Genomic DNA, 25,500 nt, shown 5'->3' with positions numbered 1-25,500 from the left:
GATCGTTCGGACGATTCCTCTTGCGCCGAACGTGTGGAATGTGCTGATCGTGCGGAATGTGCGAGGTGTGGCGAAGCAGGGGCGTGTGCGGAACACCGCCGTAGGCGTTCCGGTGCGGTCGCGGACTCCGGCGCTCCCGCACCCACCCCCGCTACCGACGTCTCCGTCTCTGCGCCTACCAAGCGTGCTGAAAACTGCGGGACGTCCGGGGGCCCCAGGGGCTCCGGCGACCTCGCCGCCGCCCGCGCGGGGAACGGCGAAACGGGTGCCGAAGTCGTCTGGGACGACGGGCTCATCGCGCGACGGGTGGCCCCGGGCGCGGCTGCCGGGGATGTCAAGGACGCCACAGCCACCACAGCCGCCAGAGACGCCCACAGGGAGCTGCGAGCGGTCACGGGGGCGAGGGCGGCGCGCACCTTCGAACCGCCGACCGCAGCCGCAGCTGTGGCGCCCTTGCCCCCGTCCATGCCTCCGGGGACGTCCTCCTCGTACGACGCGGTGGCGTCGCCCTCGTATGCCGCCGGGGCGTCGTCCTCGTACGCGGACACGTCGTCCTCGTACGGCACCACAGGGACGTCCTCCTCGTACAGCGAGCCCTCTCCGTACAGTGCCTCCGCGCGCACGACCGTCGCCTACGAAGGGACCTTGCGGGGTCGGCTAGAGGCCCTGCGGGAACTCATCGGGCTGTCCCGGGCGCGCCTCGACAGCGCGACGCTCGCGGAGGCCGGACAGGTGCTCGACGAGGCCGCGGCGCGTCGGAAGCTGTCCGACCGGCACACCGTCATCGCCCTCGCGGGTGCCACCGGCAGCGGCAAGTCGACGCTGTTCAACGCCCTGGCGGGCGTGACGATCTCGGAGACCGGCGTCCGCAGGCCGACCACCGCCGCCCCCATCGGATGCAGCTGGACGGACGGCGCCGCCCCGCTGCTCGACCGGCTCGGCATCCCCGGAAGGCTGCGCAGACGGCCCCTCCAGGGGCCCGACGCGCAGGCGCTGCAAGGCCTCGTCCTGGTCGATCTGCCCGACCACGACTCGGCGGCGGAGGACCACCGCGAGCACGTCGACCGGATCCTCGGCCTCGTGGACGCGGTGATCTGGGTCGTCGACCCCGAGAAGTACGCCGACGCGATGCTGCACGAGCGCTATCTGCGGCCCATGGCGGGACACGCCGAGGTCATGTTCATCGTGCTCAACCAGATGGACCGCCTCCCCGAGGACGCAGCCGACCTGGTCCTCGACGACCTGCGGCGCCTCCTCGACGAGGACGGCATCGCCCTCGGGGAGCACGGCGAACCGGGCGCCACGGTGCTCGCGCTGTCCGCCCTGACGGGAGACGGCGTCGGCGAGCTCCGCGAGTCGCTCAGCCAGTTCACGCGCGAGCGGGGAGCCGCCGCACGTCGCGTCGAGGCCGACCTGGACGCTGCTGCGGCCCGGCTGCGGCCGGTGTACGCCTCGGGCGTGGGGTCCGCCTCCGCGCGGGGCGCGATCGGCCTCAGCGAGGAGGCGCGCGACGAGTTCGCCGACCGGCTCGGGGAGGCGGTCGGCGCGGTCGCGGCGGGCCAGGCCGCCGAGCGTGCCTGGCGCCGGCACGCGGGCAAGGCCTGCTCCGCGCCCTGGCTGCGGCTGTGGCGCTGGTACGAGGCGAAGCGCTTCCCGCACCACACCGGCAAGCACGTGGTGCCGCCCCCGGTGGACAAGGAGGCGACGGCACGCGCGCGCGTGGAGCACGCCGTACGCACCGTTGCCGACGCGGCGGCGACCGGGCTGCCCACCCCCTGGGGACAGGCCGTCAGGGAGGCCGCCGCGCGCGGCGCCCAGGGGCTGCCCGAAGCACTCGACGAGCTGGCGCTGCGGGCTGCGCTGCCGGGCGGGCGGCCGCCACGTCCCGGGTGGTGGCCGGTCGCGGTCCTCGCCCAGGCCGCGATGACGCTGCTTCAGGTCGTCGGCGGGCTGTGGCTGGTGGGGCAGATCGTCGGGATCGCGGAGCCGAACCTGGGCGTGCCGGTGCTCCTGATGGTCCTGGGCATCGTCGGCGGCCCTCTCGTGGAGTGGGCCAGCCGGATGGCGGCGCGCGGTCCGGCACGGCGCTACGGCTTCGAGGCCGAGCGGCGGCTGCGGGAGGCCGCGGCCGGGTGCGGCCGGGCCCGGGTCCTCGATCCGGTGGCGGCGGAGCTGTTGCGGTACCGGGAGGTGCGGGAGCAGTACGTGCGGGTGGCTCAGCGGGGGTGAGCCACCGGCCCTCGGCCACCGGCCACCGGCCCTCGGCCTCCGAGGCTCGGCCTCCCGGTCCCGGGCCTCCGGCCCCCCCGAGCAGAGGCTTCCGGCCCCAGGGGGCTTACGGCCCCAGGGGGCTTCCGGCCAGGGCCTCCCCGTGGCGAGGGAAGCGGAAGTGCGTGTTCGGGTGACGGAGTTGTCCACAACCGGCCGGTAGAACACAGGTCTCAGCGGGCTCCGCACGGCGGGGTGCAGTCTGAGATCCGCAGTCGCCGCAGCCGGGCGGGACGAGCCCGTACGGCCGGGGACGTGGCAGACGAGGGAGGGGTCGGCATGAACGACACGATGGTGACGGTGGTGGGGAACGTGGCGACGACGCCGGTGTTCCGCGAGCTTCCGTCCGGGCCGGTGACGCGCTTCCGGATCGCCGTCACGTCGCGGCACTTCGATCGGGCACGGAACGCCTGGGCGGACGGGCACACCAATTTCTTCACGGTATGGGCCCGGCGCACCCTCGGCCTCAACGCGCAGAGCTCACTCTCCGTGGGCGAACCGGTCGTCGTGCGCGGGAGGTTGCGGGTGCGGGACGAGGAGCGCGGCGGACAGCACTGGCAGTCGGCGGACATCGACGCCCACACGATCGGACACGATCTCGCACGCGGTACGTCGGCGTTCCGGCGTGCGGGGAAACCGGCCCTTCACTCCCGGAAGGACCGAAGTACCGGGCCGGGGACCGCAGATGAGCCGGAGTTCGAACTTCCCGCACCGGGAGCGGCGGAAGAGGGGTCGGAGTTCGAACTTCCCAAACCGGGAGCTGCGGAAAAGGGGGCGGGGACGGCGGACGTTGAAGTTGAAGAGGGGGAAGGGGCGGAAGAGACCGAGCGGGAACAGGACGCCGTGCCGGTCGGGTGAAGTCACCGCACAGGTGCGGGGGTGCAGACATCGCGCATGCGGCGGATGAAGGCGCCGCACGAGTCAGGTGAAGACACCGCGCAAGTCGGGTGCAGGCGCCGCACAGTTCAGGTGGGTGCGGTGTGCGGAAGCCGCGCGAAGATCGAAGCGGAACCATTGATTTGTCGATATACCCAGCTCAGAAGGGGGGTTGTCGATAACAATTCCGATTCGGATCGGTTGCCGGACCGAACTCCTGGGAACCACGATGCGCCACATCCTTAGGATGCCGGGCGTGGCCCCGTGAGGCGGTAGAGGTCCAACGGGGCGATCGGCAGATGAATCTGCTCGGTTGAATCTGCTGGCGGGACCAGTCCCCCCATGTGAAGGGGTCCCGCCCGGAGGGGATTTCTGTGTTTTCTGCGTTCTCGGAGCGCCCTGCGGTCAAGGCGCTCGGCAAGTCGTCGCCGCGCGGCCGGTGTGCCGGGCGCCTCGCCGTCGCCGCGGCCGTGTCCGGGCTCGCCCTCGCCGGCCTGGCGGCACCCGCCATCGCGGCCACGGTGACGGACACCCCGCAGTACCGGGGCGGGGCGAGCGCCACCCTCACGGACCTGAAGACGTACGGCCAGGCGGTCATCCGGGAGGACGGCGTCAGTCGGCGCATACCCGCGGGCCTCTTCGAGATGTCCGTGGACAACGGCGGCACCCTGCAGACGTACTGCGTCGACGTGAACAACCCCACGCAGAAGGACGCGAAGTACCGGGAGACGCCCTGGCGCGGGACGTCCCTGCACGGCAACGCCCAGGCCGGCAAGATCCGCTGGATCCTCCAGCACTCCTACCCCCGGGTGAACGACCTGGCGCAGCTCGCGCGGAAGGCGGGCGCCAAGTCGCTCACCGCGGAGGCGGCCGCGGCGGGCACGCAGGTGGCGATCTGGCGGTACTCCGACAAGGCGGACGTGAAGGCTGTGGACCCGCGGGCCGAGAAGCTAGCGGACTACCTCCAGCGCAGCGCCCGCAGCAGTCCCGAGCCGAAGGCGTCGCTCACCCTGGAGCAGCCTGCCGTCGCCGGGCGCGCGGGCGAGCGCATCGGCCCGGTGACCGTGCGGACCGGCGCGGACGGCGTGACCGTCACACCGCCCGCGGACTCGGCGAGCGGTGTGCGGATCGTCGGTAAGGACGGCAAGCCGGTCAAGGCGGCGCGGGACGGCAGCAGGCTCTTCTTCGACGTGCCGAAGGGCAGCCCGGACGGCACGGCCGCCCTGGAGGTGCAGGCGTCCACGACCGTGCCCGTCGGGCGGGCCTTCACCTCGGAGACCCGCAGCCAGACGCAGATACTCGCGGGGTCCAGCGAGTCCACGGTGTCCGCGGGCGCGACCGCCCACTGGGCGCAGAAGGGCGCGATACCCGCGCTGTCCGCGGAGAAGAACTGCGCCGAGCGCGGCGTGGACATCACGGCGAGCAACAAGGGGGACGCCCCGTTCAGCTTCAGCCTGATGGGGGTCGAGCACACCATCGAGGCCGGTACGAAGCGGACGGTGACGATACCGCTGCAGGAGGACCAGGCCTACGACTTCACGATCACGGGGCCCGGTGGCTTCCAGAAGCGGTTCGCGGGGGTCCTCGACTGCAGGACCGAGGGCAGCGCGGTCGACGTCGGCGGCAAGGCGCAGCCCGCGCCCGCACCGAGCCCCGCCTCGGCCGGCGGGACCTCGGGGGGCGGCGACCTCGCGGAGACCGGCGGGTCGAACGCGACGCCTCTGATAGCGGGCATCGCGATCGTCATGGTCGTGGTCGGCGGCGGCGCGGTCTTCTTCCTCCGTAAGAAGAAGGACCCGGCGGCCCCGGCGGCAACGGCCCCGACCGCCCCGCCTGCCGAGTCTGCCTCGTCCGCCTCATCCCCCTCCGCACCCGAGGAGTGAGGCTCCTCATCGCCGTCCGAGGGGTGAGGCCTCGCGACCCCGTCCGAGGGGTGAGGCCTCGCGACCCCGTCCGAGGGGTGAGGCCTCGCGACCCCGTCCGAGGGGTGAGGCTCCTCGCCCCGTCCGAGGAGTGAGGCGCCATCCGAGGACTGAGACGCGCTCCGCCCCTCTGACGGCAGGTGACGGGCCGGTCACGGGTTTGCGCGGGGAAGGTCCAGGTAAGCGGCCCCAGGGCCTACTGGTTTCCTCCGGGAGGTGGCCGTCAGGCAAGATGGGGTGTATCTGCCCACACACTGATTGCCGGACGGTTCCTCTTGGCTGAGTACATCTACACCATGCGCAAGGCGCGCAAGGCGCACGGCGACAAGGTGATCCTCGACGATGTCACCTTGAACTTCCTGCCCGGCGCGAAGATCGGTGTCGTGGGTCCGAACGGCGCCGGCAAGTCCACGGTGCTCAAGATCATGGCGGGCATCGAGCAGCCGTCGAACGGTGACGCGTTCCTGTCGCCGGGCTACACGGTCGGCATGCTCCTGCAGGAGCCGCCGCTGGACGAGTCCAAGACGGTCCTGGAGAACGTGCAGGACGGCGCCGCTGAGATCATGGGCAAGCTCAAGCGGTTCAACGAGGTCGCCGAGCTGATGGCGACGGACTACTCCGACGCCCTCATGGAGGAGATGGGCAAGCTCCAGGAGGACCTCGACCACGCCAACGCGTGGGACCTGGACACCCAGCTCGAGCAGGCCATGGACGCCCTCGGCTGCCCGCCCGGCGACTGGGCGGTCACCAACCTCTCCGGTGGTGAGCGCCGCCGCGTCGCGCTGTGCAAGCTGCTCCTGGAGGCGCCCGACCTGCTGCTCCTCGACGAGCCCACCAACCACCTGGACGCCGAGTCCGTGCAGTGGCTGGAGCAGCACCTCGCGAAGTACCCCGGCACCGTCGTCGCCGTCACCCACGACCGGTACTTCCTGGACAACGTGGCCGAGTGGATCCTCGAGCTGGACCGCGGCCGCGCGCACCCCTACGAGGGCAACTACTCCACGTACCTGGACAAGAAGGCCACCCGCCTCAAGGTCGAGGGACAGAAGGACGCCAAGCGGGCGAAGCGTCTGAAGGAAGAGCTGGAGTGGGTCCGCTCCAACGCCAAGGGGCGGCAGGCCAAGTCCAAGGCGCGACTCTCCCGCTACGAGGAGATGGCAGCCGAGGCCGACAAGATGCGGAAGCTGGACTTCGAGGAGATCCAGATCCCGCCGGGCCCGCGCCTCGGCAACATCGTCGTCGAGGTCGAGAACCTCTCCAAGGCCTTCGGTGACAAGGTGCTCATCGACGACCTGTCGTTCACGCTGCCGCGCAACGGCATCGTGGGTGTCATCGGCCCGAACGGTGCCGGCAAGACCACGCTGTTCAAGATGATCCAGGGCCTGGAGACCCCGGACTCCGGCAACATCAAGGTCGGCGACACCGTCAAGATCTCCTACGTCGACCAGGGCCGCGCCAACATCGACCCCAAGAAGACGCTCTGGGCGGTCGTGTCGGACGAGCTGGACTACATCAACGTGGGCCAGGTCGAGATGCCCTCGCGCGCGTATGTCTCCGCGTTCGGCTTCAAGGGCCCGGACCAGCAGAAGCCCGCGGGTGTGCTCTCCGGCGGTGAGCGCAACCGGCTGAACCTGGCGCTGACCCTCAAGCAGGGCGGCAACCTGCTGCTCCTCGACGAGCCCACCAACGACCTCGACGTCGAGACGCTGTCGTCGCTCGAGAACGCGCTTCTGGAGTTCCCGGGCTGCGCGGTCGTGGTCTCCCACGACCGGTGGTTCCTCGACCGGGTCGCCACGCACATCCTCGCCTACGAGGGCGACTCCAAGTGGTTCTGGTTCGAGGGCAACTTCGAGTCGTACGAGAAGAACAAGATCGAGCGTCTCGGCCCGGACGCGGCCCGGCCGCACCGCGCCACGTACAAGAAGCTCACCCGGGGCTGACATGGCCCGTCACCTCTACAGCTGCCCACTGCGGTGGTCGGACATGGACGCCTTCGGGCACGTCAACAACGCCGTCTTCCTGCGGTACTTGGAAGAGGCGCGGATCGACTTCATGTTCCGGCTCTCGGCCGAGGACGACGGTCCCTCGTTCTCCGGCGGGTCCGTCGTGGCGCGTCACGAGATCGACTACCTGCGGCCGCTGGTGCACCGGCACGAGCCGGTGACCATCGAGTCGTGGGTCACGAAGATCGGTGCCGCCTCGCTGACGGTCTCGTACGAGATAAAGGACCCCGAGCCGGGCGGGCAGGTGTACGTGCGGGCCTCCACGGTCGTCGTGCCCTTCGATCTGAAGGCGCAGCGCCCGCGGCGGATCACCGCCCATGAGCGGGCCGTCCTCGAGCAGTACCGGCCCGAGAGCACCGTGGGCCCGGTGGCCGCCGCGGCGGTCCGGGGCGCGGGCGGTTCGGGGGCGCTCGTCGCATGACCGTGCGACTGCACCTGGTCGATGCCGGGGAGGCGGCGGATCTCGCCGCCTTCCTGGCCCGGCTGATCCATTACGACAAGGCGGCCGCGGTGCGGCTCCAGGCCACGGGCGACGCTCTCGCGGTGTTCGGACGGCCGCCGTCGTTCGAGGTGCTCGCGATCCGGACGGCGCGCCTCGCCAAGCCGTACGAGCACGGGCTCGACACCTCGCTGGACATCACCGTCTCCGCGGGGGAACTGCTGGAGAGCGTGGCGGACGCGGGGGAGTCCGTGGAGACGGCCGGTACCCTCGCCGTGCCCGCGGCTGTCACGGGGCCGCCCTGGGCGGGTGTGCTGCCGCCCAGGGGCGGGTGGCGGCAGGTGTCCGGGCTGCCCCCGATGGGGGACGTGCGGGAGCTCGTGAAGGCCGCTGTCGCCGAATTCCGGGCGCGGGTGGAGGAGTTGGCGCCCGACCGGCGGGTGCGGGCCGAACTCGACCGGGTGGGGCGGGAGATCTGGTCCCGGTGTGTGCCCGGGACCGAGGTGCCCGTGCGGGCCGCGCATGCCGCGCAGGCCCTGGGGTTCCTGCGCGGGGGCGCGCTCGACCTGCTGGCCGCCGGGCCCTGGCTGCGGTTGCGTACGTCCTACGGGTCCGTTGCCCTGCGTCGGGCGGGCGTCGCCGAGGGGCTCACCGTCACGCCCGCATGAGCGGCACCGAAGGCCGGGGGCGGTGCCCCCGGCCCCAAGCTCCACAGGGGCGGAAGCACCGGGGCTAGCCGGGGGTGTTCAGCATGGAGGCTGCCGCGTACGTGAGGTAGTTCCAGAGGATGCGCTCGTGTTCCTCGGAGAGGTTCAGGGTGTCGACGGCCGTGCGCATGTGCTTGAGCCAGGCGTCGTGGGCCTCCCTGTTGACCGTGAAGGGCGCGTGGCGCATGCGCAGGCGAGGGTGGCCGCGGTTGTCGCTGTAGGTGCGGGGGCCGCCCCAGTACTGCATCAGGAACAGCGCGAGGCGCTCCTCGGCCGGGCCCAGGTCCTCCTCCGGATACATCGGCCGGAGCAGCGGGTCCTCCGCGACTCCCTGGTAGAACACGTGCACCAGGCGCCTGAAGGTCTCCTCGCCGCCGACCTGTTCGTAGAAGGTCTGCTCCTGAAGCGTGCCGCGCGGGATCTCATTCACCCTTCCATGGTCTCAGACGCGCCGGACGAGGACGGAAGGCTTAGGACCACTCGCACAGGGCGGCCCCGGGCAGCACAGTAGAGGTATGGGTGCGCACGCTCCGCTCGATAGGGAACCCGACCCCGCGCAGGCCGCGGAGGCGCGGGCCGCGCTGGTGCGGGAGATCGAGGCCGGTGGCGCCTTCGAGGACGACCCGGCCTGGCGGGAGGTGTTCCAGGCGGTGCCGCGCCACCTCTTCGTGCCGTACTACTACGTGAGCTCGACCGGGGCGTACGAGCGGCTGTGGGGCGAGGACCCCGATCCGGTGCGGCGGGCGCGGTGGCTGCGCGGCGCGTACGCGGACGCGCCCCTCGCGACCCGGGTGCGGGACGGGGAACTGGTCTCCTCCAGCAGCCAGCCCTCGCTGATGGCCAGGATGCTGCTGGAGCTGGACGTCGGCGACGGCGCCCGGCACGACGTACTGGAGATCGGCGCGGGTACGGGCTACAACGCGGCGCTGCTCGCCCACCGGCTCGGCGACGAGCACGTCACGACCGTCGACCTCGACCCCGACATCACCGAGGCCGCGCGGCAGCACCTAAGGGCCGCCGGGTACCGGCCGGCCGTGGTCACCGGCGACGGCGCCGCGGGCTGCCCGCAGCGGGCGCCCTTCGACCGGATCATCGCGACCTGCGCGCTCGACGCGGTGCCCCGGGCCTGGCTCGCCCAGTGCCGCCCCGGCGCGCGGGTGCTCGCGCCGCTGGCGACCGGGCTCATCGCCCTGCGGGTCACGGACGCCGAGCACGCGGAGGGACGCTTCCTGCACACACCCGCGTACTTCGTGCCGCTGCGCGGCGGCAGCGGCCGGACACGGCCGGAGCAGCACATCGGCGGGCTGCCGCGCAGGGCGCTGCAGAGCGAACTGTTCCGGTTCCTGCTCGAACTCACGGCGGGCAGCCTCGACCCGTACGAGGCCCTGGCGCTGTGGCAGCGGGAGCGGCGGCCCGTACGGGAACGCTTCGGGGTCACCATCAGCGGACCGTACGAGTGGGCGTGGCTGGACGACCCCGAAGGGCCGTACGCCTGGCCGCTGTGACGGCGGTGACAGGTGTACGGCCCTTCGGGTCCCCCGTAGGGGCGTTCCCCCCGTAGGGGGTGGGTCGGATCGGGTCGGTCGCGGCGGACGGATCCGTCGCGGCGGGTGGTTCAGTCGCGGCGGACGGTGATCGTCGTCCAGGCGCCCACGTGCACCCGGTCGCCGTCCTGGAGCGGGACCGGGACGAAGGGCTGGATGGGCTCCTCGCCGCCGTTGACCGTGGTGCCGTTGGTCGAGTTCTGGTCGACGACCGCCCAGCCGCCGTCCGGCTGCTGGACCAGGACCGCGTGCTGGTGCGATACGCCCGGGTCCTCCGGCGGCACCGACAGGTCGATGTCGGGGGTGTCGCCGGTGGAGTGGCGGCGGCGGCCGATCGAGATCTGGTTGCCGATCAGCGGACGCTGCTGCTCCGGGGAGTACGCGGGCAGGTTCAGGCCCGCGGCCTCGGGGCCGCTGCGCTGCATCATCGCCATGAAGTACTCACGGTCGGGGCCGATGGTCGCCGTCCAGGTGCCGGGGCCCTGGGGCTGCGACGGTGGCTGCGACTGCTGCTGGCTGGGGGCGGGGCCGGGGTAGCCGTAGCCCTGCTGCGCCTGCTGCGCCTGCTGCGCCTGCTGTGGTGGGCCGTCGGGGCCGCCCTGGCCGGGAGCGCCAGGACCGCCGGGTCCGCCGGGACCACCAGGACTACCGGGTCCGCCAGGGCCGCCCTGGCCGGGGGCCGTTGTCGACGGGGGCGAGATCATCCAGTCGTCACCGACGCCGCCCCCGCCGCCGAAGGGCTGCGCGGACGGGCCGCCGGGGCCGCCCTGGCCGGGGCCGCCCTGGCCGGGCGGGCCCTGCGGGGCGCCGGTCTCCTGCGGGTACGCGGGCGGGGCCGGGGGGCCCTGCTGGTGGAAGGCCTGCGGGGCCCCGGGCGGGGTCGAGCCGGGTCCGCCCGGACCACCAGGACCGCCGGGACCGTTGGGGCCACCCGGGCCACCCGCGCCGCCGGTGTTGCCGCCGCCGTTGCCGAACGGAGGGATCGGCTCGGCCGGGCGGTTCACCTGGGAGGGCCGGGAGCCCTGGTAGTCGAGGCCGTCCTGACCCGGGCCGGGGCGGCCGGAGTCCGGAGCGGTGCCGGGGGCGCCGGGGCCGTTCGGGCCGCCGGGGCCACCTGGACCGCCGGAGCCGGGAGGGGGCGGACCCTGGTGGAACGGCTGGCCGGGCGCACCGGGACCGCCAGGCCCACCGGGGCCGGGGCCGTGTCCGCCAGGTCCACCGGGACCACCCGGGCCGGGACCGCCGGGGCCGCTGTGCCCACCGGGGCCGGGGCCGCCGGGACCGCCGGGACCAGGCCCATGGGGGCCGGGCCCGCCGAAGCCGGGACCACCCGGGCCGCCGGGGCCGGGGCCCTGCCCACCGGGACCGCCGGGGCCACCCGGGCCGGGACCGCCGGGGCCGCCGAAACCAGGACCACCAGGCCCGCCGGGCGCACCGGGACCGCTCGGGCCGCCGGGCCCTCCGTGGCCACCGGGACCACCGGGACCACCGGGACCGTACCCACCAGGCCCCCCGGGGCCGCCGGGCCCACCGGGTCCGGGCGTGGGCAGTGGCGGGTTGGGCGCGGCAGGGGTGTACGACGTGGCCGTACCCGTCAGGAAGTTCCAGCGGCACTCCTCGCAGAACGGCGCGTTGGCCTCGCGGGGCGTGCGGCACTGGGGGCAGAGCTCGGGCTCGCCGCCGCGGTCCGGGACCGCGGACAGGTGCGGGCGGCCGGGCTGGCCGGGGCCACCCGGGCCACCGTGCGGGCCGGGACCGCCGGGACCGCCGAAGCCGGGACCACCGGGGCCCCCGGGACCTCCGTGCGGACCGGGGCCACCAGGCTGTCCGGGACCCCCGGGGCCACCGGGACCCCCGTGCTGACCAGGGCCCCCGGGACCTCCGGGCCCACCGTGCTGACCAGGACCGCCAGACTGACCGGGACCTCCGGGCCCACCATGCTGACCGGGCCCAGGCTGACCAGGACCGCCAGGCTGACCGGGCCCACCGGGACCCCCAGGACCGCCGGGGCCACCGTGCTGACCAGGACCGCCAGGCTGACCGGGCGGCCCACCGTGCTGGCCCTGCTGGCCAGGCGCCGGCGGATAGCCGTACCCGGCGGCCGGAGGCGGCGGGGGAGGCGGTGGCGGTACGGCACCGGCCATGCGGTGACCGCAGACCTCGCACCAGTCGTCGGAACCCGACTGGTGTCCGTTCGGGCAGGTCGGCATGTCGGCGCTTCCCCCTCTCCTTCTCCGGCCCGAAGGCCGTGTGCACTGCTTGCTGTGGCGTTGGTGGTGTTGCCGCCGCGGGACCGGCGGGGCGTGCTACTTCTTCACGCGGACCGTCTTCGTCGAGCGCGTTTCGAGGGTCATCTCGTCGGCCTCGGCGACCCGCGCCTTCAATCGAACAGTACCTGTCGTGGCGTCGACCACGTCCACCACCTTAGAGAGGAGCTTGGCGGTGTCCTCGTTGCCGGAGGCGCTCGCGAGCTGAACGGCCCGGCCCAGTTTGGCCGTTGCGCCATCGAAGTCGCCCGATTTGCGGGCGTCAAGACCTTGTTGGATGACTTGTGCCAGTTCCGCCTGACCTGTGTAGTGCGCGACCTGCGGATTGATGGAGGTGGAGGCCGCCATGTCGTCCGTCCACACGGCCCTGACCAGGCCCTGCGACAGAGTCTGTACGGTGCCGTCCGCGGCCGGTACGACCAGTGAGACCCGGGCGGCGAGCATCTCCTGCCCGAGTTCGGCACCGGGAACGCGTACGCAGACGTGGTAGTCGCGGGACTCGTCGCCCCAGGAGCCGGTGGGGTAGTCGCCCGCGCGGGGCCCGGCCTCGGTGCGGCGGTCGGTCAACTCCTCCACCGTGGGCGCCACTTGCTTGACGAACATGATCTCCACGCCCATGGGTGTCCACAGCCGCAGGCTGACGTCGGCGACCTCCTTGCCCATGGCCGCCTCCATCATCTGTGTGAAGTCGGCGGAGAGACCGGCGGGGTCGGCGACGATGTCGGCGCTGCCGAGCAGCGCCGAGGCGATGCCTGTGACCTCTTTCACTTCCCAGTCGGTGCCGACGCCGCGGGCGTCACAGGTGAACCGGCCCGCGCAGGCGTCCAGGGAGGCGCGCAGATCCTCGGGTGACTCGTGTTCGTTGCGGCCGTCGGTGAGCAGGATGCCGTGCCGCACCGCGGACGCGCCGATGTCGGCGGAGGCGAGCAGCCGGTCGGCGAGGCGCAGCCAGGTGCCGATGGCGGTGCCGCCGCCCGAGCTGAGCTTGCGCAGCGCCTCCTTGGCCTGCGCGCGTGTCTGCGTGCCCGCGACGGCGAGCCGGCCCCCGCCGGGGTAGACCTCCTTCGCCACGTGGGTGCCGCCGATGACGGCGAAGTGGACTCCGTCGCGGACGGCGTCGATGGCGGCGGCCGTCGCGTCGCGGGCGCCGCGCATCTTCGTCGGCGGGTAGTCCATGGAACCCGAACAGTCGACCATGATCGCGACTGCGGCGTCCGGGCCCTCGGCCGCGGAGTACAGATGGGGCGCGCCGACCGCGGAGCCGATCGTGCCGCCGCCGGTCGAGGTGACCGTGGCGATCGCGTTGACCTCGCGGCCCCCCTCGGGCAGGTACTCGTTCTGGTACACGTCGACCGTGAACTGCGGCACGTTCGACTTGGAGAAAATGGCCATGGACGTTGCTCCCCCCTAGGACTTCTTCCACAGACCTCGTAAGACACCGATCTCGTGAGGCGCAGGCTTCGTGAGGCCGAAGCCTCGTGAAGCACAGGTCTCGTGAGGCATAGGTCTCGTGAGGCACAGGTCTCGTGAGGCACAGGTCTCGCGCCTGCCGCCGCGGCCCCCCGCCGCCCGCGCTAGGCCGATCCTGCCCCTTGCGGCGCGGCGGGGAACGGTACGACCGCCACTGTTACGTTGTCGTGGCCGCCGCCGTCGAGGGCGTGGCCGACGAGCACCCGGGCGCTGTGCAGCGGGCGCAGGGCGGCGTCGGCGGGTACGGCGCGGGCCATCTCCTCGGCTGCTTCCGCGTAGTTCCACAGGCCGTCGGTGCACACCACCACTACACCCGGACGGTCCGGTTTGAAAGAAGCGGTGTGCGGCTCCAGTTCGTAGGAGTCCGCGCCGAGCCAGCCGGTGATGGCGTGGGCCCGCTCGTCGGCGTAGGCCTCGGCCTCGTTCATCAGGCCCGCGGCGACCATCTGGGCGGCCCAGGAGTCGTCCTCCGTGAGGCGCACGGTCGGCCCGGTGCGGTCGACCGGCACCCAGTAGGCGCGGCTGTCGCCGACCCAGCCGACGACCAGCAGGCCGCCGGTGACGACGGCACCGACGAGGGTGCAGGCGGGGGCGTTCTGGTGCGGCTGGTGCTCGCGGGCCCCGTGCGGTTCCTCGGCGAGCGCGTTGACGGCCTCGGCGGCGGCGACGATCGCCTCGTGCATGGCCTGCTGCGGGTGCGTACCGCGCGGCAGGGACGCGTCGAGGGCGAGGCCGGCCGCCCGGGACGCGGCCATGGAGGCCTCGTCGGGCCTGGTCGCGGAGGAGACGCCGTCGCAGACGATGGCGACGACGGCGGGCGAGCCGTCCGGCAGCGCGGTCGAGGAGATCGTGAACGCGTCCTCGTTGCGGTGGTGCCTGAGGCCGCGGTCGCTGACGGCCGCGACGGCGTCGAGCTCCTGCTCCATGTGGTCCCGTTCGCGTGGCTGCGCGTGACCGCAGTTCTCGCAGTAGCCGTCCGGGGCGACGTGCCCGGAGCGGCAGGCGACGCAGAGCTTGGTGGCCGTGGTGGGCGCCGGCATCCCGGCCTCCGTTCCTTCGGCGGCGGGTGCTCCCGCGTTCACCGGTGCTCCCGCGTTGGCCGGTGCACCCATGGACTCGCCCGTGCGCGGGTCGGCGGGAGCGGGCAGGGGGTAGTCGTCCGGCGCGGCGTCGCCCGCGAGGCCGCCGCCCCCGAGGTCACCGCCCGCGGAGTCCGTGCCGGGCAGGTCCGCGGACCGGTGGGTCGGCGCCGGGACGTCGGAACTGTCCACCTCGGGCGCCACGGGCCACTCGGCAGGAGCGGGCCCCGGAACCGGAACCTGATCCGGAGCCGCGGCAGGCGCAGGCCCCGGAGGCATCCCGTTGATCGCGAGGGTGGGGCGGTCCACCGGCGGCTCGGGGACCGCCGAGAGGTCGTACCCGCACGCGCCGCAGAACAAGTCGCCCGACTCCAGGGGCTCCTCACAGCTGGGACACGTCGACAAGGCCGCCGGTTGGTGCATCTGCGACATCTTCACACCCACGTCCGAGGGCGGAAACGGTTTGCCCGTTCCACCAGTTCGATCCTTTCCTCGCCACCCTGTGCGAGCCGGGCCAGCGTTCGGTACGAACGTTCCAGACCGAACCTGAGGCCGCGCTCGTCCAGCTCGCTGCCGAGCAGCACGGCGCCGGAACGGCTACCGGAGTGGCTACCGGAGAGTACCCAGTCGAGCGCCGTGCCGAGGACTTCCGTCGACAGGCGCTCTCTGCGCACGGCGTCGAGACCGAAGCCCGCGAGCGCCTCCACCTGCCCCGCGGCGGCCGTCAGGTCGTCGAGGAACCGGGTCCCGGGCCCGGCCTCCGTGTCGAACCTCATACGCTGCCGCAGCCGCGACCGCACTGCCGCGACCCGCGCCGCGGTGTAGTGGATCGAGGACTCCGGCACCGACTCCAGGGTGCGCACGGCGTCGCTCCTGTCGCCCGCGGCGAGCTGCACCCGGGCGAGCCCGAACGCGGCGCTGACGTAGCTCGGGTCCGTCGCCCACACCAGGCGGTAGTACTCGGCGGCGTTGTCCAACTGGCCGAGCACCTCCGCGCAGACGCCGAGGGCGAGCTTGGGCGCGGGCTCGCCGGGGAACGCGTCGTACACCGCGTCGAAGGAGAGCGCGGCGATCTCGTGATCGCCGGTGGTGAGCGAGGCGACGCCCCGGTACCAGATCACCCGCCAGTCGTCGTGGTGGTCTATCTCCAGGGACTCCAGGGCCTTGGCGGCCGCGGCGGGTTCGGCCATGGTGAGGCGGGCGCGCAGCTCGCGCAGGCGCAGCTCGGGGGAGGCGGCGGGCGCGGCCCCGAGCGCGGCGATCAGCTCGCTGCCCGTGGAGTCCACGAGCCCGGCGAGGAAACCGGCGTTGGGGTCGCCCGGGTCGACCCGGGGCACGGGCAGCGCGAGCGCCGCCGCCGCGGCGTCCAGCGGACGCACCATGGCCACGGGTGCGGCCCTGGAGGCCCCGCCCTCACCGGCCCCGATGGCCCCCACGGCCCCCAAGGCCCCCACAGTTCCTCCGGACCCTCCGGACCCACCGGAACCGGCAGCTCCACCGGCCCCGACGACCGGGCCCGCCGCACCGCCGCCCGGCAGCGCACCGCCCGGCAGCCCACCGCCCGACAGCGCACCATTCCCGGACGACGCCTCCCCGGGCGCCGGGAACCCCAGCGCGTTCGCGGCTCCCCGCCCCGGCAGCGCGGTGCCGCCGGGCGCACCGGAACCGGCCCGCGCCCCCGCACCGGCCCGCTTGCCGAGCAGCCCGCGCGCCCCGAAGAGCGACACCTCGCCCGCGAGCTCCGCGAACAACTCGGTGTCCGTGACCTTCACTTCGGGCCCGAACAGCGTGGACAGGGCGGGCCGCGGCCGGCCGCTCTGCACCGCGACGACCTCCCGCAGGACGCCGGTGAGCTGCTCGGCCATCTCCTGAGCGGAGGAGAACCTGCGGGCCGGGTCGGGGTCCGTGGCGCGCACGAGGAGCCGGTAGAACGACTCGTACGTGCGGAAGACCTCGATGTTGTCGGGGTCGGGCAGGGAGTCCGCGAAGACGTTCGTGTACCCCTGGAAGTCGAAGGTGAGCACGGCCAGGGTGCGGGCGACCGTATAGAGGTCGGACGCCACGGACGGGCCGACCTCGGCGACCTCCGGGGCCTGGTAGCCGACGGTGCCGTAGATCGCCGACTCGTCGTCGTCCATGCGGCGGACCGCGCCCATGTCGATGAGCTTGAGCTGGTCCTCGGTCTGGATGGCGTTGTCGACCTTGAAGTCGCAGTACAGCAGGTTGCGGCTGTGCAGATGGCCGAGGGCCTCCAGGGCCTCGATGCCGTACGCGCAGGCCTGCTCCACCGGCAGCGGATCGCGCTTGCCCGTCGCGGTGCGGCGGCCGTTGGCGATCTCCTTGAGGGACTTGCCGCCGACGTACTCCATGACGATGTAGCCGTCCATGGAGCCCGTGCGCTGGTCCAGGTGCTCGACGAAGTTGTAGATGCGGACGATGTTGGCGTGCTCGATCTCGGCGAGGAAGCGCCGCTCGGAGATCGCGGCGGCCATGGCGTCCTGGTCGCCGGTGTCGAGGAGGCCCTTGAGGACCACCCAGCGGTCGGACACCGCGCGGTCCACGGCGAGGTACACCCAGCCGAGCCCGCCGTGCGCGAGGCAGCCCACGACCTCGTACTGGCCGTGCACGATGTCGCCCGGGTTCAGCTTCGGCACGAACGAGTACGGGTGGCCGCACTTGGTGCAGAAGCCCTCCGTGCGCCCCGGGCGGTCGCCGCGGGCGCGCCCCACCGGCGCGCCGCAGTCGGAGCGGGAGCAGAACCGCTTCCTCTCGGGGACCTCGGGCTTCTCCTGGACCGCGCCGCGCGGGTCGGGGCGGGGCACCTGCGGTACGGAGACCAGGCCGACGCCGAGCGCGCTGCGGCCGGAGGAGGCCGCCGCCGAACCGGAGCTGCGCACCGAGACCGAACGCGCCGACGTGCTGCCCGACTTGCCCGACAGGGCGCGCGAGAGCCGCCCCGAGACGGAGCGGCGCGACGAGGCGGACCGGGTGGAACGCGTGCTGCCGCGGGTGCCGACGCTCGCCGAACCGCGTGCGCTGCGCCCGCTGCGGCCGCTCCTCCCGCTGCGCCCGCCGACCGTGATGCCGGTCGCCGGGGAGCCCACCATGCCGCTCGCCGACACCACCGGGGCGAGGCCGCAGGTGTCGCAGTACATCTCGCCGCCGCCCACGTCCTCGTACGAACCCGTGCACTGGGGCCGCTGACAGGGCTGCTGTCCGCCGGGCTGCTCACTCATGCTTCCCCCCTCCGGTCGGTGGGCCCGCCCTGCTGCGGAACCCTTTGTGCAAGGGCGTCGGCCGCCGCCTGCTGATAGCGCAGGACCGCCTGCTCGGCCACGCGCAGGTCGCAGGGCGCGCTCCAGAGCATGCGGCGCGCCGCGTCGTACCGCTCGATCAGGAACGGGTCCTCGGCCAGGCCGTGCCGGGCGACCTTCGCCTTGTACGCGTCGAGCCGGCCGCGCAGCTCGGCGCGGACGGCGAGCGGCGCGGTCACCGCCGTCAACGACTCACGGGCGCGAAGCAGTTCGTCCTCGGCCTTCTCCTCCAGGGATTCGAGGAGCGGGGAGAGGCGGTGCCACTGGGCGTTCCTGCGGTAGTCGGCGGCCATCGCGAGCTGCTCCTGAAGCGCTGTGGGCGGTCCGGAGACCGCGGGCACCTCGGAGGCGGCGATCTTCGCGAGCACCTCGCCGCGCGCGGAGCGGGCCTCGGCGAGCGTGCGGTCCGCCCGTGACAGCACGTCGCGCAGCCTGCCGAGGCGGGCCTCCGCGTCCTGGCGGACCGTGAGCACGGCGTCGATCTCGCGGCGCACGTCCTCCAGGGCGCGGGCCGCGTGGTCGTAGCGGTCGGTGCCCGGGCGGCCGCCGCCCGGCGCCGAACTGCCCTGCGCGGGCTGCCAGAACGCCAGCGGGTCGGAGACCACCTGCTCCCGCAGGGCCGCCAGCTCGCGAGTGATGCGCTCCAGGTCGTCGCCCGAGGGGTGCTCCCCGGGGCGCACGCCCACCGAGTGCGCGAGCCTGCGCGTGCGCTGGAGTTCGGCGGCGAGCAGGTCGATGCGGGCGGGCAGCGCCGACCACACGGCGTCGGCGGCGACGACCATGTCCAGGGAGTGCGCGTACAGGTCGTTCATGCGGGTGACGAGCTCTTCGAGGGTGAAGTGCTCGGTGAGCTTCGCGGGACCCGTGATGGACGGCGCCGCGCCGGACGCCGAGCCGCCCGCGACGGTGACGCTCTGCCCGCGGAGCAGCCGCGTCAGCTCCTGGAGGTCCTCGCGGTTGGGCCAGCGCCTGCGCTCGCGGACCTCCCGTGCGGTGCGCAGCGTGCCCGCGTACGCGTCGAAGTACGTCCACAGGAGCGCGATCTGGCGTTCGGCGGCGAGCCAGCGCTCCTGGGTGGTGCCGGTGAGCTTCGCGCCTTCGAGGAGGCGGCGGCCCGCGTGGTCCTGGAGGGCGAGGAGCGACGTCTCGATCGCCTCGTGCTCGGCGTCGAGCCGCACCAGCGCACGGTCCACCTCGTCCCGGTCCATCACGGAGCCGGGGGGTCCCGCGACGCTCATCGATCACCTCTCCGCTCTGCGTTGTCCTTGTTCGGCTCTCGTCGTCGGGCACTCGCCGTCCGGCACTCGTCCCGCGTACGCGTCCTCAGTCCTTGTACGTGGGCTTCGGCGGGCCCGCCGACTTGCCGAGGTCGGCGGCGAGCCAGGCGTCGTACGAGGCCTGCCAGCCGTTCTTCTTGTCGTTGCGGAAGTCGTCGAGCACCGCGTTCACCCGCCGCACCAGGTCGTCGGCGTCCTTCTTCATCGCCACGCCGTAGTACTCCGTGGTGAAGGGCTTCTTGCCCTTCAGCTCCACCGTCGGGTCCTGGGCGGCCTGGCCGGCGGCGAGCGCGCTGTCCGTGACGATCGCGTCCACCTCACCGAGCTGAAGCCTTACCAGGCAGTCGAGTTGATTGGGCACCGTGGTCTTGATGTCGGCACCGAAGCTGTTCTCCTTGAGCGCGGCCTCCGCCGTGGAACCGGCGGCGGAGCAGACCTTCTTGCCCTTGAGGGAGTCGTCGTACCCGGTGATGTCGGACGACTTCGGGGCGAGGACCTGCTGGCCGGTCTCGAAGTAGGCGGTGGAGAAGGCGACGTCCTTGATGCGGTCGCAGTTGATCGTCATCGTGCGGACGACCATGTCGACCTGGCCGCTCTGGATCGCGGGGATGCGCTGGTTGGTGGGGATGGCGCGGAACACCACGGCGTCGCGGTCGCCGAGCAGCCGCTCCGCGATCTCGCGCGCCAGGTCGATGTCGAAGCCCTCCAGCGTGCCGACGCCCTTGTTCGGGTCGCGGTAGCCCCAGCGGTAGCTGTTCTGGTCGACGCCGACGACGAGCTTCTTGACCTTGCGCTGCTTGATCTTCTCCAGCGTCGGCCCGTCCTTCGTGTCGGGCCGCAGGCTGCGCTCGGGGGCCTCGCACTCGTCCGCGCGGGCGGGCGCGGCCTGCGTCACCGCGTCGCCCTCGCGCGATCCCGTCCCGGTGCCCCGGCCGTCGTCGCCGCGCCACTGCGGCAGGGCCAGGACGAGCGCGGCCGCGAGGAGGCAGGCGAACGCCATGGTGGCCACCCCGCCCCAGCCGCGCAGGGCCGCGACGCCACCCTGACGGCGCGCCTCGCCGCCGTGCCGTCCGCTGTTCTCAGGTCGCGTCCGCATGGTCCGCGCGCCCCCTATCACCGGTACTCCGAAAGCCTGCGGCCGATGCCGAGCACGGCGGCGGTCGCGCCGAGCACCGCGAGGACGGCGACCCCCACCGGCAGGCCCGCCATGGCGCCCTTGCCGTCCTCGGCGGCGCGCTGGAACTCGCCCTGCTCGTGCGCGAGCGCGGCGTCGAGGGCCGCGTCCACGTTGTCGAAGGACTCACCGGTCGGCTCGGCGCCGGCGGCGCCTATGACCTTGTCGAGCGCGCCCTCGTAGTCCCCCGAGTCGTCGCTCGTGCGGGCCGACTTGTGGCGGTCCTTCCACTCGGTCACGTTGTCCGCGGCCGCCTTCAGCGGGGTCCTGCCCGCGTCGTCGTCGGCCAGGTCCGCCGCCTCGCCGAGGAGTCCGCCGGTGCCCCGCGCGCCCGCGAGCCGCTTCATCTGCTGCTGATAGGCGACGTCGAACTTGTCCTTCGTGGCGCTGCCCACGGCCACGGTCTCCGCGCCCCTGCTGACCAGGGTCAGGTTCTCGTTGCCGCGGGCCTTCAGGGAGCTGATGCGGGCGTCGTTGAGCACGTTCAGGGACTTCACTCCGCGGTCGTACGACTCGTTCAGGCCGGAGCGGGCGAAGGCGTGCCCCGCAAGGAGCCACAGGAGCGCCACCGCGGCGGCCGTGGTGGCGGCGAGCAGGCCCGTGTTGAACACCCGGTTCGTACGGCGGTAGTTGCGGTGCTGGGCGAAGCCGAGCGCCGCCAGGGCGACGACGCCGAGGGCGATGGCGGCCCAGGGGTAGGGCTCGGCCTCGGCGTAGTCGTCGGCCAGGCGGGCGTTCTCCGCCTTGTAGAGCTTCTCGGCGGCCGGGAGCATCCGGGTCTGCATCGTGTCGTTCGCGTACCGCAGATAGGCGCCGCCCAGGGGCAGGCCCTGGCGGTTGTTGGCGCGGGCGCGCTCGATCAGGGCCGTGTACTGGGGGAGGAGCGTGTTCAGGCGGCTCACGGAGGCCGCCGACGAGGAGTCGGAGCCCGCGTTCGACGCGGCCGTCGCGAGTTTCTCGCCGGCCCGGTCGATGTCGCGCTGGTAGCGCTCGCGGACCTTCGCGGGTTCCTGGCCGCCTGCCAGGAAGCCGCTGGACGCCGCCGTGTTGGCGTCCGCCAGGGAGCGGTAGATGGCCGCGGCGTCGTTGCTCAGGGGCTGGCTGCGGTTCAGGACGCGGTCCGCGGCGTCCGCGCGGGTGGCCGTCTGCCAGGTGGTGACCGCGCCGAACGCGAGGAGCAGGGCCGCGAGGATCGCGCCGATGGCGCGGAGCCTGCCCGGTTCCGTCGTCGCCGCCGCGCGCAGGCGGTCCATGCCTTCGGCCCATGCCGTGCTTCTCGCGGGCGTGGGCGCCTGTCGTCCGGGTGTTCGCCCCTGCTGGGGCGGGAGCTGTGGACGGGTCGGCGCGGGTGTCTGCGGTGGTGCCTGTGGTGGGTGTGTCACCTGACCTTGACCTCCCCCTTGGTCTTCGGACTGGCCTTCCTTCCGGGCCGGGCCCCGGTGGCGGCGGAAGTGGTTCTCGGCCGCAAGTATCGCCGCCCGGACTGACATCCGCACAGGCCTTGACTGGATCTTGTACGGATTGGCCCCCCACCGGGCATCTTTGAACACGCTGCGCAGGGGTGTTCGGTTCCGTGGGGGGCTGTTCGGCTCGGCGGCTCGGCGGCTCGGTCCTTCGCGGGGCGCCCCGGTCCCGCCCCTTCTCCGATCCCGGGGCTCCGCCCCGGACCCCGTATCGGCGCTCCGCGCCTCGTCCTCAAACGCCGGACGGGCTGAAATCGCGCTCCGCGCTCGTCCTCAAACGCCGGACGGGCTTCAACTTCCCCGGGACCTCCCCGGGCCGGGCTGGGGTGCCCCGGCGGGGCATGGGGGCGGGCGGGTGGGAAAAGCCTGTCCGGCGATTGAGGACAAGCGCGTCAGCGCGGTGGAAGGGCGGGCGGGTGGGGGAGAGAAGAAGCCCGTCCGGCGTTCTAGGACGAGGCGCGGCAGCGCGACGGCAGGGTGAGGGAGGGTCAGGGGCGGCTGGCCGCAGGGGTGTAGTGGGTGCGGGCGCGGGCGTACGCGGTTGCCGGGGCGGCTGTCTCGTCGAGGCCGAGCAGGATGGCCCCGAGCACGGGGGGTTCCGTGACCACGCGGGGCACGGCCTTGGGCGCGCGCTCGGCGAGCCGCGCCCGGACACCGTCGTCCAGGCGCCGGTGCCGGGCGGCCAGGACACTGCCGCCGAGCAGCACGGGCGCGGTCTCGTCCAGGAGACCGAGCCGGTCGAGGGCGACCGTCGACATGGCGACGACCTCCTCGGCCATGCGGTCGACCAGGGAACAGGCGACGGGGTCGCCGTCCGCGGCCACCGCGAACAGGACGGGCGTCAGTTCGTGCTGCCGGGCGGTGGGGATGTCGCCCAGGTGCAGCGCCTCGATGAGCGCGTACATCGTGGGCAGGCCGAAGTGGGCGGGGAGCGCGCCCATGAGGGCGGTGGGCCCGCCGCGGCCGTCCTCCGCGCGGGCGGCGTGCCACAGCGCCTCCAGGGCGAGGCCCCCGCCCCCGCCCCAGTCCCCGGAGATCTTCCCGATCGCGGGGAACCGGGCGGTCCGCCCGTCGGGCAGCATGCCCACGCAGTTGACGCCCGCGCCGCACACCACGGCGACGCCGCGCGGCTCGGCGTCCTCGACGAGGCCCGCGCGGAGTATCGCGAAGGTGTCGTTGCGCACGTCGACGCTGTCGCTCCAGCCGCGCCGCCGTACCGCTTCCGCGTACTGCCGTTCCTCCACGGGCAGGTCGGCGTTGGCCAGGCACGCGGAGACGTGCCCGATCACGGGGGTGCCCGCCTCGGCGAGCGCGCGGGAGACCGCCTCCGCGAGGACGTCCACCGCCGGTTCGAGGCCGGCCTGCGGGGGCTGGAACCCGCCCCCGCGGGCCGTGCCGACGACCTGCCCCTCGGCCGTGACGACCGCGACGTCGGTCTTGCTGTTGCCCGCGTCGATGGCGAGCAGTGCCCCGGACGCCGCGGGGCCGGTGCCGTGCGGAGTGCTCAGGCCCACGCGAGGTGCTCCCGGTTGTGTGCGATCAGCTTGTCCGTGAGCTGCTCCGCGTACGCGTACTGGCCCACCAGGGGGTGGGCGAGCAGTGCCTTGAAGACGCGGTCGCGGCCGCCGTGCAGGGCGGCGTGCAGCGCGAGATCCTCGTACGCGGTGACGTTCGCGATCAGGCCCGAGAACAGCGGGTCCAGGGACGGGACGGCGAGCGGGGTCGTGCCCGTGGCGTCCACGGACGCCTGGACCTCGATCACCGCGTCGTCGGGGAGGAAGGGGAGGGTGCCGTTGTTGTACGTGTTGACCACCTGGTACGGGCTTCCGCCGCCGCCGAGGAGGGAGGCGGCCAGGTCGACCGCCGCCTCCGAGTAGAACGCTCCACCGCGCTTGGCGAGCAGGTCCGGCTTCTCGTCCAGGGACGGGTCGCCGTACATCTCCAGGAGTTCCTTCTCCATCGCGGCGACTTCCGCGGCGCGCGACGGCTTGGTGCGCAGCTCCTCCACCACGGCGTCGTGCTGGTAGAAGTAGCGCAGGTAGTAGGAGGGGACGACGCCGAGGCGGTCCACGATCGCCTGCGGCATGCGCAGGTCCTCGGCGACGGCCTCGCCGTGCTCGGCGAGCAGCCGGGGCAGGACGTTCTCGCCGTCGGGGCCGCCGAGGCGCACGCCCGTCTCCCACGTGAGGTGGTTGAGGCCGACGTGGTCCAGGTGGATCCGGGCCGGGTCCACGCCCAGGTGCGCGGCGAACTTCCGCTGGAAGCCGATCGCGACGTTGCACAGGCCGACGGCCTTGTGACCGGCCTGGAGGAGGGCGCGGGTGACGATGCCCACGGGGTTGGTGAAGTCGATGATCCACGCGTTCGGGTTGGTGCGGCGGACGCGTTCGGCGATGTCGAGGACGACGGGGACCGTGCGCAGGGCCTTGGCGAGGCCGCCCGCGCCGGTGGTCTCCTGGCCGACGCAGCCGCAGTCGAGCGGCCACGTCTCGTCCTGCTGGCGGGCCGCCTGGCCGCCGACGCGCAGCTGGAGCAGGACCGCGTCGGCGTCGGCGACGCCCGCGTCCACGTCGGAGGTGGTGACGATCCTGCCGGGGTGGCCCTGCTTGGCGAAGATGCGGCGGGCGAGGCCGCCGACCAGCTCCAGGCGGTCGGCCGCCGGGTCGACGAGGACGAGTTCCTCGATCGGCAGGGTGTCCCTCAACCGCGCGAATCCGTCGATGAGTTCGGGTGTGTAGGTCGAGCCTCCGCCGACCACTGCGAGCTTCATTGCTGAATCAGCCCTTTACTCCGGTGAGGGTGACGCCTTCGACGAAGGCCTTCTGTGCGAAGAAGAAGATGACGATGACCGGAGCCATGACCAGGAGCGTCGCCGCCATGGTCATGTTCCAGTTCACCATGTGGGCGCTCTTGAAGGACTCAAGGCCGTAGCTGAGGGTCCAGGACGTCGGGTCCTGGGCCGCGTAGATCTGCGGACCGAAGTAGTCGTTCCAGCAGTAGAAGAACTGGAAGAGGGCGATCGCCGCGATGCCGGGCTTGGCCATCGGCACGATGATCGTCAGGAGCGTCCTGAACTCGCCGCAGCCGTCGACGCGCGCCGACTCGATGTACTCCTTGGGGATGGTCAGGAGGAACTGCCGAAGGAGGAAGATCGAGTACGCGTCGCCGAACGCCATCGGGATGATCAGCGGCCACAGCGTGCCCGACAGGTGGAACTGCTGGGCCCACACCAGGTACATCGGGATCACGATGACCTGCGGCGGCAGCATCATCGTGGAGATGACGAGCAGCATCGCGGTGCGCCGGCCGCGGAAGCGGAACTTGGCGAGCGCGTAGGCGACGGGGATCGCCGAGCACACCGTGAAGAGGGTGCCGAGGCCCGCGTACATCAGGGAGTTGCGCCACCAGGTGAGGAAGCCGTCGGTCTCGAAGACGGCCTTGTAGTTCTCCCAGTGCCAGGAGGACGGCCACAGGTCGCCGCTCATCGCCTGCGAGTCGCTCATCACCGAGGTGAGGAAGACGAAGACGAAGGGGAGGACGAACAGGAGCGCGACCGCTATGGCGACGCTGTGCACGGCGATCCAGTGCAGGACGCGCTTGCGGCGGGCGCGGGCGGCCTCGGGGCCGCGCGGCTCGACGGGTGCCGCGGTGGCGGCCCGCGCGGCGGGCGTGCCGGGGAGTGTCGTGGAAGTCATGG

18 protein-coding genes are annotated in these 25,500 nt (G+C 72.9%); 7 read left to right on the top strand and 11 right to left on the bottom strand.

Features of this window, described 5'->3' with window-relative positions:
- Positions 1–465: 465 nt before the first annotated feature.
- The 6 genes from GPA10_RS07015 (at position 466) to GPA10_RS06990 (ending at position 8,176) form a co-directional block, all read left to right on the top strand.
- Positions 466–2,229: a YfjP family GTPase gene (locus GPA10_RS07015; RefSeq protein ID WP_343040467.1), complete on the top strand. Its 1,764-nt coding sequence runs from the start codon at positions 466–468 to the stop codon at positions 2,227–2,229.
- 318 nt (positions 2,230–2,547) lie between these two features.
- On the top strand, positions 2,548–3,126 hold the full coding sequence (locus GPA10_RS07010) for a single-stranded DNA-binding protein (RefSeq protein WP_157164737.1): 579 nt from the start codon (positions 2,548–2,550) through the stop codon (positions 3,124–3,126).
- A gap of 392 nt (positions 3,127–3,518) precedes the next feature.
- Positions 3,519–5,027: an LAETG motif-containing sortase-dependent surface protein gene (locus GPA10_RS07005; protein ID WP_425505681.1), complete on the top strand. Its 1,509-nt coding sequence runs from the start codon at positions 3,519–3,521 to the stop codon at positions 5,025–5,027.
- A 314-nt stretch (positions 5,028–5,341) separates the two neighbouring features.
- The gene (gene ettA, locus GPA10_RS07000; protein WP_058851047.1) at positions 5,342–7,006 is read left to right on the top strand and encodes an energy-dependent translational throttle protein EttA; all 1,665 of its coding nucleotides are present in this window, start codon (positions 5,342–5,344) and stop codon (positions 7,004–7,006) included.
- Between the two features lies 1 nt (position 7,007).
- Positions 7,008–7,490: an acyl-CoA thioesterase gene (locus GPA10_RS06995; RefSeq protein ID WP_157164736.1), complete on the top strand. Its 483-nt coding sequence runs from the start codon at positions 7,008–7,010 to the stop codon at positions 7,488–7,490.
- Positions 7,487–8,176: a DUF8185 domain-containing protein gene (locus GPA10_RS06990; RefSeq protein ID WP_157164735.1), complete on the top strand. Its 690-nt coding sequence runs from the start codon at positions 7,487–7,489 to the stop codon at positions 8,174–8,176. Before GPA10_RS06995 ends, GPA10_RS06990 begins: the two co-directional genes overlap by 4 nt.
- A gap of 64 nt (positions 8,177–8,240) precedes the next feature.
- Here GPA10_RS06990 and GPA10_RS06985 read toward each other — a convergent pair whose 3' ends face one another.
- Positions 8,241–8,645 (bottom strand): globin, encoded by a 405-nt coding sequence (locus tag GPA10_RS06985; protein WP_058851044.1) that lies wholly within the window; start codon positions 8,643–8,645, stop codon positions 8,241–8,243.
- Between the two features lie 85 nt (positions 8,646–8,730).
- On the opposite strand from GPA10_RS06985, the gene GPA10_RS06980 reads away from it, so the two are divergent.
- The gene (locus GPA10_RS06980) at positions 8,731–9,720 is read left to right on the top strand and encodes a methyltransferase domain-containing protein (protein ID WP_157164734.1); all 990 of its coding nucleotides are present in this window, start codon (positions 8,731–8,733) and stop codon (positions 9,718–9,720) included.
- A 110-nt stretch (positions 9,721–9,830) separates the two neighbouring features.
- Here the strand turns inward: GPA10_RS06980 and GPA10_RS06975 are convergent, their stop codons facing one another.
- The 10 genes from GPA10_RS06975 to GPA10_RS06930 all read right to left on the bottom strand — a co-directional run bounded on the left by GPA10_RS06975 (position 9,831) and on the right by GPA10_RS06930 (position 25,498).
- Positions 9,831–11,969 (bottom strand): FHA domain-containing protein, encoded by a 2,139-nt coding sequence (locus GPA10_RS06975; RefSeq protein WP_157164733.1) that lies wholly within the window; start codon positions 11,967–11,969, stop codon positions 9,831–9,833.
- Between the two features lie 96 nt (positions 11,970–12,065).
- On the bottom strand, positions 12,066–13,418 hold the full coding sequence (locus GPA10_RS06970) for a vWA domain-containing protein (protein WP_157164732.1): 1,353 nt from the start codon (positions 13,416–13,418) through the stop codon (positions 12,066–12,068).
- Positions 13,419–13,600: 182 nt separating this feature from the next.
- Positions 13,601–15,007: a PP2C family protein-serine/threonine phosphatase gene (locus GPA10_RS06965; protein WP_157164731.1), complete on the bottom strand. Its 1,407-nt coding sequence runs from the start codon at positions 15,005–15,007 to the stop codon at positions 13,601–13,603.
- Positions 15,008–15,009: 2 nt separating this feature from the next.
- Positions 15,010–17,811, bottom strand: a complete 2,802-nt coding sequence (locus GPA10_RS06960) for a serine/threonine-protein kinase (RefSeq protein ID WP_157164730.1) — start codon at positions 17,809–17,811, stop codon at positions 15,010–15,012.
- Positions 17,808–19,127, bottom strand: a complete 1,320-nt coding sequence (locus GPA10_RS06955; RefSeq protein ID WP_157164729.1) for a coiled-coil domain-containing protein — start codon at positions 19,125–19,127, stop codon at positions 17,808–17,810. The genes GPA10_RS06960 and GPA10_RS06955 overlap by 4 nt, the downstream gene beginning before the upstream one ends.
- Positions 19,128–19,212: 85 nt before the next feature.
- The gene (locus tag GPA10_RS06950; RefSeq protein ID WP_157164728.1) at positions 19,213–20,262 is read right to left on the bottom strand and encodes a glutamate ABC transporter substrate-binding protein; all 1,050 of its coding nucleotides are present in this window, start codon (positions 20,260–20,262) and stop codon (positions 19,213–19,215) included.
- Between the two features lie 17 nt (positions 20,263–20,279).
- Positions 20,280–21,722 (bottom strand): hypothetical protein, encoded by a 1,443-nt coding sequence (locus GPA10_RS06945; RefSeq protein WP_343040463.1) that lies wholly within the window; start codon positions 21,720–21,722, stop codon positions 20,280–20,282.
- Between the two features lie 569 nt (positions 21,723–22,291).
- A complete protein-coding gene (locus tag GPA10_RS06940; protein WP_058851034.1) occupies positions 22,292–23,317 on the bottom strand; it encodes an N-acetylglucosamine kinase in 1,026 nt (341 codons plus the stop codon).
- Positions 23,308–24,573: a 6-phospho-beta-glucosidase gene (locus GPA10_RS06935; protein WP_157164726.1), complete on the bottom strand. Its 1,266-nt coding sequence runs from the start codon at positions 24,571–24,573 to the stop codon at positions 23,308–23,310. Before GPA10_RS06935 ends, GPA10_RS06940 begins: the two co-directional genes overlap by 10 nt.
- A gap of 7 nt (positions 24,574–24,580) precedes the next feature.
- On the bottom strand, positions 24,581–25,498 hold the full coding sequence (locus tag GPA10_RS06930; protein WP_058851032.1) for a carbohydrate ABC transporter permease: 918 nt from the start codon (positions 25,496–25,498) through the stop codon (positions 24,581–24,583).
- Between the last annotated feature and the right edge of the window lie 2 nt (positions 25,499–25,500).

The sequence above is a fragment of the Streptomyces typhae genome (assembly GCF_009755605.1).
Lineage (GTDB): Bacteria > Actinomycetota > Actinomycetes > Streptomycetales > Streptomycetaceae > Streptomyces > Streptomyces typhae.
Note: the sequence above shows the minus strand (reverse complement) of the source record. Positions and strands in the feature narration are given on the sequence as shown.